At 72.3% G+C, this 9,018-nt stretch carries 8 protein-coding genes; 6 read left to right on the plus strand and 2 right to left on the minus strand.

Translation table 11 applies throughout. The annotated features are described in order from the left end of the window. The first annotated feature begins 28 nt into the window (after positions 1-28). Both Val02_RS43950 and Val02_RS43955 read left to right on the plus strand, forming a co-directional pair. Entirely contained in the window at positions 29-619 is a 591-nt protein-coding gene (locus Val02_RS43950; RefSeq protein ID WP_203905319.1) for a hypothetical protein, read from the plus strand. Positions 620-661: 42 nt separating this feature from the next. After that, positions 662-2,923, plus strand: coding sequence for a type IV secretory system conjugative DNA transfer family protein (locus tag Val02_RS43955; protein ID WP_203905320.1), 2,262 nt, complete (start codon positions 662-664; stop codon positions 2,921-2,923). Here Val02_RS43955 and Val02_RS43960 read toward each other — a convergent pair. Further along, positions 2,920-4,560: an ABC-F family ATP-binding cassette domain-containing protein gene (locus Val02_RS43960; RefSeq protein ID WP_203905321.1), complete on the minus strand. Its 1,641-nt coding sequence runs from the start codon at positions 4,558-4,560 to the stop codon at positions 2,920-2,922. The two genes, Val02_RS43955 and Val02_RS43960, sit on opposite strands and share 4 nt — an antisense overlap. 57 nt (positions 4,561-4,617) lie before the next feature. After that, entirely contained in the window at positions 4,618-5,289 is a 672-nt protein-coding gene (locus Val02_RS43965; RefSeq protein WP_203905322.1) for an MOSC domain-containing protein, read from the minus strand. Between the two features lie 82 nt (positions 5,290-5,371). Between Val02_RS43965 and Val02_RS43970 the strand changes: the two genes are divergently transcribed. From Val02_RS43970 to Val02_RS43985, 4 genes are read left to right on the plus strand one after another with little or no spacing between them, the layout of a single operon-like run. Next, the gene (locus tag Val02_RS43970) at positions 5,372-6,298 is read left to right on the plus strand and encodes an ABC transporter ATP-binding protein (protein ID WP_203905323.1); all 927 of its coding nucleotides are present in this window, start codon (positions 5,372-5,374) and stop codon (positions 6,296-6,298) included. Continuing rightward, the gene (locus Val02_RS43975; protein WP_203905324.1) at positions 6,295-7,032 is read left to right on the plus strand and encodes an ABC transporter permease; all 738 of its coding nucleotides are present in this window, start codon (positions 6,295-6,297) and stop codon (positions 7,030-7,032) included. Before Val02_RS43970 ends, Val02_RS43975 begins: the two co-directional genes overlap by 4 nt. A gap of 10 nt (positions 7,033-7,042) precedes the next feature. After that, positions 7,043-8,218 (plus strand): sensor histidine kinase, encoded by a 1,176-nt coding sequence (locus tag Val02_RS43980; protein WP_203905325.1) that lies wholly within the window; start codon positions 7,043-7,045, stop codon positions 8,216-8,218. Next, positions 8,215-8,820, plus strand: a complete 606-nt coding sequence (locus tag Val02_RS43985) for a response regulator transcription factor (protein WP_203905326.1) — start codon at positions 8,215-8,217, stop codon at positions 8,818-8,820. The genes Val02_RS43980 and Val02_RS43985 overlap by 4 nt, the downstream gene beginning before the upstream one ends. The last annotated feature ends 198 nt before the right edge of the window (positions 8,821-9,018 follow it).

Below are 9,018 nucleotides of genomic sequence, written 5' to 3' on the forward strand. Positions count from 1 at the left end.
TCGTCGGGTCGGTGGTGCGGGGGAATCGATGAGCGACCTGTCGTCCGAGGTGCAACGACTCCTGTCCGTTGTGCAGCATCAGCAGGCCTCGATCGAGAAGCTCACCGAGGCCGTCGAGCGGCTGCAGGCGGCCCTGCCGGTGCCGGCCGTCGAGGAGCCCGCGGCGCCCCGGGAGCCGGAGCCGGCCCCGGAGCCGCCCGCGCCGACGCTGACCGTGCGGCACCCGCTCGACTGGGACGTCGTCACCGGGGCCGAGCGCGCACTGGCCTGGCAGGAGCTGTTCGCCTGGGTGGAACACATCGTCAAGGCCTACAGCCTGCATTTCCTCATCCGGCCGTGCTGGTGGCGGCACCGGCTGTCGTTGATGATCCTGACCTCGTTGTGGGAGTACTACATGGACACGTATGCCGACGGCGGCGGCATCCGGTCCAACGACGAGTTCCTCAACCAGCTCAACAACCGCACGTACCAACTCGGCGACGTGTTCATCTCGTGCCGCGAGGACCACACGGAGCCGGCGCCGGCGGTGTGGCTCAGGGACGACGACCGCCGCGAGTTCATGGACATGGTCCGGGCGGAGTTCTATTCGACGCCCGTGAGCGGCCAGACGGTCAACTGACCGACGGGGGAGTAGCGACATGGCGTTTTACGGGGGCGGACGATGATGCCGCGCGGGGCCACCACGGGACAGAAGAAGAACAGCGACGGATTCGCACTGGTGCTGCCGATCATCGGCATCTTCGCGCTGGTGATCGTGCTCGGCGGGCTGCTGTGGCTGGCCGGCCAGTTGTCGGCGGTGCTCACGGGCAACGGATGGCCCGCGTCCTCCGGCGAGAACATCGGCAACATCGTGAAACTGTGGGCGCAGAACCCGGGCGATCCGGCCGCGGCGTGGCTGGCGGTGACCGGCGCCCGGAGCGGTCCACTCTGGCTGATCCTCTTCATCTTCCTGGTGCTGCTCTCGCCGTTCGGCTACGCGGGTTTCCGTGGGGTGCAGTTCGCCCTCAACTGGCGGCGCCGGCGTGAGAGTCGCCGGTTCCGGCTGGGCTTCGCGTCCGGCAACGAGATCCGCAAGACGCTGGGTGTCGCGGCGATGCGGCGCAAGGCGGGCTCGGTGCGCCCGTCGACCAAGGGCAAGAAGAACGTCGACCCGAAGCAGGTCGGTTTCTACCTGGGTCGCGACGTGCGTTCCCGGCAGGAGATCTACGGCTCCGTCGAGGACGTCTTCATCGTGCTGGCCCCGCCGCGACAGGGTAAGGACGTGCACTTCTGCGCGCCGTACACCATCGACGCGCCGGGTGCGGCAATCGTGACCTCGACCCGCGCCGACGCGTTCACCAACACGTACGCGATGCGCGCCAAGCTGGGCAAGGTGCTGGTCTTCGACCCCAACGGGATGACCAACTGGCCGGAGAAGTACCGCTGGTCCCTCGTGGCCGGTGCGGAGAACCCGCGGATCGCCACCAGCCGCGCGACCGCGGTGATCATCGGTGCCGGGTTCTCCACCGACGGCGCGGGCGCGTTCTACACCAACGCGTCGATCTCGGCGCTGCGCATGTACCTGCACGCGGCGGCGGTCGGCCGCAAGACGATGCGCGACGTGATGCGGTGGGCCACCAAGCCGACCAGTCCGGAGCCGGTCGACATCCTGCGCCACGCCGAGGCGGCCGGTGCCGCGGTGAAGGGGTGGGGCGCGTCGCTGGAGGCGCTGGCCAACGGCGAGGCGCAGATGGTCGGCGCCACGTGGTCGAAGCTGGTGCAGGCGCTCGCCTGTTTCAGCGACCCGAACGTGCTGGACGCCTGCTCGCCGGAGCCGGACGAGGTGCTCGACATGGAGGAGTTCCTGGCCGGTCAGAACACCCTCTACATCCTGGGCAAGGAGCAGAAGGGCGGCGGTGTCGCGCCGATCGTCACCGCGATGATGGAGGACATGTTCGACCAGATCCGGAAGATCGCGTCGAAGATGCCGGGCAGCCGCCTCGACCCGCCGCTGACCGTCGAACTCAACGAGGCGGCGCACATCGCCCCGATGCCCAACCTGCCCGGCTACATGGGTGACTCCGGCGGTTTCTCCATCTCGCTGCACGTCTACCTGCAGTCGCTGTCGCAGGCCCGGAGCAAGTGGGGCGTGCACGAGGCGATGATCATGTGGGACAACGCGGCGATCCGGGTCATCATGGGCGGCGCCGGCAACGTGGAGGACCTCGAGGACGTGTCCCGCCTCATGGGCGAGGTGCGCGATCCGAGCGGCAAGACCAGCCGGCACGAGGGGCGGCGGGTGCTCTCCCCGGAGGAGATCCGCACGCTGCCGTTCGGGACGGCCGTGGTGGTGGCCCGCGCGTCGCGGCCGGTCGAGGTGAGCCTGACGCCGTGGTGGAAGCGCAAGGACGCCAAGCAGATCGGCGCCGGTAAGTCGAAGACCGAGAAAATGGTGCTGCAGTACACCGAGGAGGCCGAGCGGCACGACCCGGCGAAGCAGTACATGGCGCAGCTGGCGGCCGGCGGCACCGGTGCGCCCGAGACGCCCGTGGCGCGGCCGGAGGCCGTCGCGCCGCCGCCGCAGTTCCCGGTGCAGCCGATGCCGATCCCGCACCAGCAGCCGTTTCCGCAGCCGCAGCAGCCGCCCCTTCCGCAGCCGCAGCAGCAGTGGCCGGGGGCGCAGCACCACCAGCAGCAGCCCCCGTGGCCGGGTGCCGCGCCGCAGCAGGGGATGCCCCCGCAGGGGATGCCGCCCCAGGGGATGGCGCCGCAGGGCGTCCCGCAGCCGGGGGCGCCGTACCAGCCGGCCCAGTCGCCGCCGGCCGTCGCCGAGCATCCGTTCGGGGTGGGTTATCCGGCCGCCCCCGATTCCGAGGCGACGATGCCGATCCCGCAGTACATGCCGTGGCAGCCGCCCGCGCCGCCCGGCACGGACACGCGCTAGACCCGTTCGGTGATCCGGCCGCCGTGCACCTCGATGCGGCGGTCGGTCGCCACGGCTTCCAGCATGCGGCGGTCGTGCGTGACGAGCAGCAGCGTGCCCGGATAGGTCGACAGCGCCGACTCCAACTGCTCGATCGCCGGCAGGTCGAGGTGGTTCGTCGGTTCGTCGAGCACCAAGAGGTTGACCCCCTTGGCCTGCAACAGGGCAAGGCCGGCGCGGGTGCGTTCGCCGGGGGAGAGGGTGCCGGCCGGCCGCAGCACGTGATCGGCGCGCAGCCCGAACTTGGCCAGCAGCGTGCGCGCGTCGGCCGGTGACAGGTCCGGCGCCGCCACCCGGAACGCGTCCAGCAGCGTCTCGTCCCCCAGGAACCGGCCGCGCGCCTGGTCGATCTCGCCGACGACGACGCCCGGGCCGAGCGACGCGTGGCCGGAGTCCAGCGGCAGCCGGCCGAGCAGGGCGGCGAGCAGCGTGGACTTGCCGGAGCCGTTGGCGCCGGTGATGGCCACCCGGTCGGCCCAGTCGATCTGCAGGTCCACCGGCCCGAGCGTGAACGCCCCCCGCTGCACCGTGGCGCCGCGCAGCGCAGCTACCACCGCCCCGGCCCGTGGCGCGGCGGCGATCTCCATGCGCAGTTCCCACTCCTTGCGGGGCTCCTCGACGACGTCGAGGCGTTCGATCATGCGCTCGGTCTGGCGGGCCTTGGCCGCCTGCTTCTCGCTCGACTCGGCGCGGAAGTTCTTCACGAACTTGTCGGGGTCGGTCGCCTTGCGGCGGGCGTTGCGGACGCCCTTCTCCATCCAGGCGCGCTGGGTGCGGGCGCGCTGCTCCAGACCGGCCCGCGTCTCGGCGTAGTCCTCGTATGCCTCGCGGGCGTGCCGGCGCGCGGTGGCGCGTTCCTCCAGGTAGCCCTCGTATCCGCCGCCGTAGTGGTTGACCTGCTGCTGGGCCAGATCCAGCTCCAGGACGTCGGTGACGGTGCGGGCCAGGAACTCGCGATCGTGACTGACCAGCACGACCCCGGCGCGCAGCCCGGTGACGAACGCCTCCAGCCGCGCCAGCCCGTCCAGGTCCAGGTCGTTGGTGGGCTCGTCGAGCAGGAAGACGTCGTAGCGGGACAGCAGCAGCGACGCGAGACCCGCCCGGGCGGCCTGCCCGCCGGAGAGCGCGGTCATCGGATGGTCCAGGTCGACCGTGAGGCCCAGGTCGGCGGCGACCTGCGCGGCGCGTTCGGGCAGGTCGGCCCCGCCCAGTGCGAGCCAGCGCTCCAACGCCACGGCGTACTCGTCGTCGGCACCGGGCCGGCCCTCGGTGAGCGCCGCGGTGCTCTTGTCGAGCGCGCGCTGCGCGTCGGCCACGCCGGTGCGCCGTTCGAGAAAGTGGGCGACCGTCTCGCCGGGGCGGCGTTCGGGCTCCTGCGGGAGGTAGCCGACGGTGGCGTGCGGCGGGGTGCGCTGGACGGTGCCGTGCTCGGTCGGCAGGACCCCGGCGAGGGCGCGCAACAGCGTGGACTTGCCGGCGCCGTTGACCCCGACCAGGCCGATGACGTCGCCGGGCGCGACCACCAGGTCCAGCCCGGAGAAGAGCACCTTCTCCCCGTGCCCGGCGGAGAGATCACGGGCGATAAGGGTCGCGCTCATGCGGTGGAGCCTCTTTCGGGTGCGAACGGACGTGCGGCGGTCGACCGGGTCCGAGTTTCAGGATGCGTACGGGGACGTGCGGCGATCGGCCAGGTCGCGGACGTCCTGCGGCAGCGCCGCGATGTCCCGCAGTCGTGGCAACAGCTCCGCCTCGCGGGTCAGCGCGCGGAACGTGATCCCGATCGTCACGTCGTGATCCGGCCGCTCGATCACCTCCACCGGGTCGCCGCCGCGGATCTGCCCGCCGGTCACCACCCGCAGGTACGCGCCCGGCACGGCCCGCAGCGTGAAGCGCTTCTGCCAGCCGCGTTCCGGTGCGGCGCCGAGCGAGGCCATCCAGTGGGCGAACGTGCCGCACGGGATGCGCGGCACCGCGACCTCGAGGACGACGTCGGGACCGATCCGCCAGCGTTCCCCGATGAGGGCGTCGGTGACGGCGAGCCCGGCGGTGGTTAGGTTTTCGCCGAACGCCCCGCCGGGCAGCTCCTGACCCAGCTCCGCACCCCAGGCGTCGAGGTCCTCGCGGGCGTAGGCGTAGACCGCCTGGTCCGCACCGCCGTGGCTGTCGACGTCGAAGATCTTGTCGCCGTCGAGGCCGCTGCCGCCGGGCCCGGGTGGGCGCACCGTGACGGGGCCGTCCGCCGGCCGTTTGTCGATGCCCGTGATCCCCACGCCCTTGGCGGGATTGGATCTGGGCACGGCGAGATTGACCGACAGGACTCGTGCCATGCGCAAAGCATGACAGGTGTCATGCGCGGGACGTTACCGATTATCGAGGCTCCCCGAACGCCCCACCGGCATCGTCTCTCCCATGAGCGAGATGCAGAAGGACGGGGCCGCGGTCTCCCTCAGCGGTCTCCGGAAGCGGTACGGCGACGTGCGAGCGGTGGACGGGGTCGACCTGACCGTCGCGCCCGGCGAGGTGGTGGCGCTGCTCGGCCCGAACGGCGCCGGCAAGTCGACCACGGTCGACATGATCCTGGGCCTGACCCGCCCGGACGAGGGCACGGCGCGCGTCTTCGGCCGTTCCCCCGAAGAGGCCATCCGCTCCGGCGCGATCGGCGCGATGCTCCAGAGCGGGGCGCTGCGCGACAACGCCACGGTGGCCGAGACGGTCGGGATCATGGCCGCGCTGCACGGACGTCCCGGCCGCACCCGCGCGGTGCTCGAGCAGGTCGGCCTGACCGACATCGCGAACACCCGCACCAACAAGCTCTCCGGCGGCCAGAAGCAGCGGGTGCGCTTCGCGCTGGCGCTGGTGAGCGAGCCGGACCTGCTGATCCTGGACGAGCCCACGGTCGCCATGGACGTGTCGATCCGGCGCGACTTCTGGCGGGCGATGCGCGACTACACCAGCGCCGGCCGCACGGTGATCTTCGCGACGCACTACCTGGAGGAGGCGGAGTCCTACGCCGACCGCGTGGTGCTGATGCGCTCCGGCCGGGTGGTCGCGGACGGGACCGTGGCCCAGGTCCGGGCCGCGGCGAGCGGCCGGACGCTGCGGGCCGTCGTCCCGGGCGTCGGGACCGACGAGTTGGAACGCCTTCCGGGCGTCACCGGCGCCGACGTGCGCGCCGGCCGGGTCGTGCTCTCCTGCGCCGACTCCGACGCGACGGTGCGCGCGCTGCTGTCCCGCTACCCCGACGCCGCCGACATCGAGATCACCGCGGTGAACCTCGAGGACGCGTTCCTGACCCTGACCGCCGAGCCCGCTCTCGCGGGGGGAGAAGCCCGATGAACCCGCGCTACCTGCTCTTCGAGATCCGAATCCTGATCCGCAACAGTCGTTTCCTCATCTTCACGGTCGCTCTGCCGGCGGTGCTGTTCCTCGTCTACAGCGGCATCTTCGGCGACCAGGGCGAGAACTACCCGGACGGCACGCCGGTGCGCGCCTCGCTCATGGTCAGCATGGCGGCGTACGGCGCGATGAGCGCGGCGTTCTCGACGAGTTCGCTGATCGCCGTCGAACGCGGCCTCGGCTGGCAGCGCCAACTGCGGCTGACGCCGCTGACCGGCACCGGCTACCTGCTGACGAAGACCGCGCTGGCGATGCTGCTGGCGGTGCCGGCCATCCTCATCGTGTCGGTGCTCGGCGCGGTGATGGGCGTGCGGCTGGACGCGGGACAGTGGCTCGCGGTCACGGCGGGGCTGTGGCTCGCGGTGTTGCCGTTCACCGTGCTGGGACTGGTGATCGGCCAGTTCGTGACGCCGGAGAGCCAGCAGCCGGTGACCAGCGCCGTGACGATCGTTCTCGGCCTGGTCGGCGGGCTGTGGATCCCGGCCGAGGTGGTGCCGGAGTGGATGCAGACGATCATGAAGGCGACGCCGACGTACTGGCTGCGCGAGGTCGGGCACTCGGCGTTCGCCCCGCACCCCGCGATCGGGACGGCGGTGGCCGTGCTGGGCGCCTACGCCGCCGCAGCGGCTCTGATCGCCGCCCGCCGATACTCCCGCGACGCGGCCCGCGTCTAGGCTGCGGGCGATGCCTCCGCACGTCACGACCGGCGAGGCCGGCCTCCGTCGGGGGCCGGCCGGCCGACGTTGGGGCCTGCGGATCTCCCTCTTCTTCGGCATCTTCCTGCTCGTCACCTCGATCGAACTGGTCGAGGACGCGACCTCGACCGCCCAACGGGTCGCCACGGTCTTCCTGTGCCTCGCGTACGCCGCCAGCTACTGCGCCCTTCCGATCCTCAGCTGGAGTCGCCCGCTGCGGACCAAGCTGCTCGTCTGCGTTTGGCTGGTGGCGCTCGCCGCCTCCCTGGTGGCGATGCACGGGCTGCGCACCGTCACGCTGCTGATCTACGCCACCGCCTCGGCCGGGATCCTGCTGCCGTTCCGCGAGTCGGTGCTGCTCAACGGCACCGTGGTGGGCTTCTTCGCGCTGCTGATCCTGTTCGCGCACGACTCGTCGCTGTGGGGGGACATGGTCACGCTGGTGTCGGTGACCGCCACGGTGACCCTGTTCGGGGCGCAGATCCGCACCAACCGGGCCCTGCACGCGGCGCAGGAGGAACTGGCCGAGGCCGCCGTCCGCGAGGAACGCGCCCGGGTCGCCCGCGACCTGCACGACCTGCTGGGGCACAGCCTCACCACGATCACCGTGAAGGCGTCGCTGACCCGGCGGCTGCTGGAGTCCGGCGAGATCGAGCGCGCCACCGACGAGGTCTCCAGCCTGGAGCAGCTGTCCCGGCAGGCGTTGGCGGAGGTGCGCTCGACCGTGTCGGGCTACCGCGAGCCGTCGCTGGTGGCGGAGCTCGCCGGCGTGCGGGCCGCGCTGGCCGCCGCCGAGATCACCGCCCACCTCCCGAACGCCGTCGACGACGTGCCGCCCCGCCTGCAGGGCGCGTTCGCCTACGTGGTGCGCGAGGGTGTCACGAACGTGCTGCGGCACAGCGGCGCGACCCGCTGCGAGATCCGGCTGGGCCCGTCCTGGTTGGAGATCCGGGACAACGGCCCGCACTCGGGCGCCCCCGCGGAGGGCAACGGGCTCACCGGCCTGCGGGAGCGACTCGCGGCGGTCGGCGCCGACCTGACCGCCGGCCCGCTGGAGGGCGGCGGCTTCCTGCTGCGCGCATCGGCCGGCACGGAGGCCGCCCCGGCCCGGCCCGTCGCCGCGACCGGGACCGACGCCGCGGCGAACCAGAAGGAGGAGCGTTGATCCGGCTGCTGCTCGCCGACGACCAGGCGCTGGTGCGCGGTGCCCTGGCCGCCATGCTCGACCTGGAGCCCGACCTGACCGTGGTCGCCCAGGTGGCGGCCGGCGACGAGGTGGTGCCCACCGCCCGGCGCGTCGACCCCGACGTGGCGCTGCTCGACGTGCAGATGCCCGGCCTGGACGGGCTCGCGGCGGCGGCCGCCCTGCACCGGGCGATGCCCGAGGTGCGGATCATCATCTGCACGACGTTCGGGCGGCCGGGGTACCTGAGCCGGGCGATGGCGGCGGGAGCGGCCGGTTTCGTGGTGAAGGACGCGCCGCCGGAGCAGCTGGTCGACGCCGTCCGGCGGGTGCACTCGGGGCTGCGCGTCGTCGATCCGGCCCTGGCGGCGGAGTCGCTCGCGACCGGCCCCAGCCCGCTGACCGCGCGCGAGCACGAGGTGCTGGTGGCCGCCGCGACCGGGCGCAGCGTCGCCGAGCTGGCCGGCACCCTGCACCTGTCCGAGGGCACGATCCGCAACCACCTCTCCTCGGCCATCGGCAAGACGGGCGCGCGCACCTCGGCCGCCGCCGCGCGCATAGCCGAGGAACGCGGCTGGCTTTAAGGTTCTTTCTTGCCACGGTCCGCCGGACTGCTACCGCTGCTCCCGCGGCGGACCGCTCCGGGTCGATCCCGCTTCGCTCGATCGACCCCTCCGCTGCCAGGTCCGCGTCCAGCCGCCCAGCTCACCACCCGCCCGACCGCCACCCCGCCGCACGGGTGTGAGCTCACGGCGGTCCCGCTCGCACGGGTGTGAGTTCAC

It is taken from the genome of Virgisporangium aliadipatigenens (assembly GCF_016863615.1).
GTDB classification, from domain to species: Bacteria; Actinomycetota; Actinomycetes; order Mycobacteriales; family Micromonosporaceae; genus Virgisporangium; species Virgisporangium aliadipatigenens.

Coding starts and splice junctions, on each gene's coding strand:
- Val02_RS43950 (WP_203905319.1), top strand. CDS start 29: ATGAGCGACCTGTCGTCCGAGGTGCAACGACTCCTGTCCGTTGTGCAG.
- Val02_RS43955 (WP_203905320.1), top strand. CDS start 662: ATGATGCCGCGCGGGGCCACCACGGGACAGAAGAAGAACAGCGACGGA.
- Val02_RS43960 (WP_203905321.1), bottom strand. CDS start 4,560: ATGAGCGCGACCCTTATCGCCCGTGATCTCTCCGCCGGGCACGGGGAG.
- Val02_RS43965 (WP_203905322.1), bottom strand. CDS start 5,289: ATGGCACGAGTCCTGTCGGTCAATCTCGCCGTGCCCAGATCCAATCCC.
- Val02_RS43970 (WP_203905323.1), top strand. CDS start 5,372: ATGAGCGAGATGCAGAAGGACGGGGCCGCGGTCTCCCTCAGCGGTCTC.
- Val02_RS43975 (WP_203905324.1), top strand. CDS start 6,295: ATGAACCCGCGCTACCTGCTCTTCGAGATCCGAATCCTGATCCGCAAC.
- Val02_RS43980 (WP_203905325.1), top strand. CDS start 7,043: ATGCCTCCGCACGTCACGACCGGCGAGGCCGGCCTCCGTCGGGGGCCG.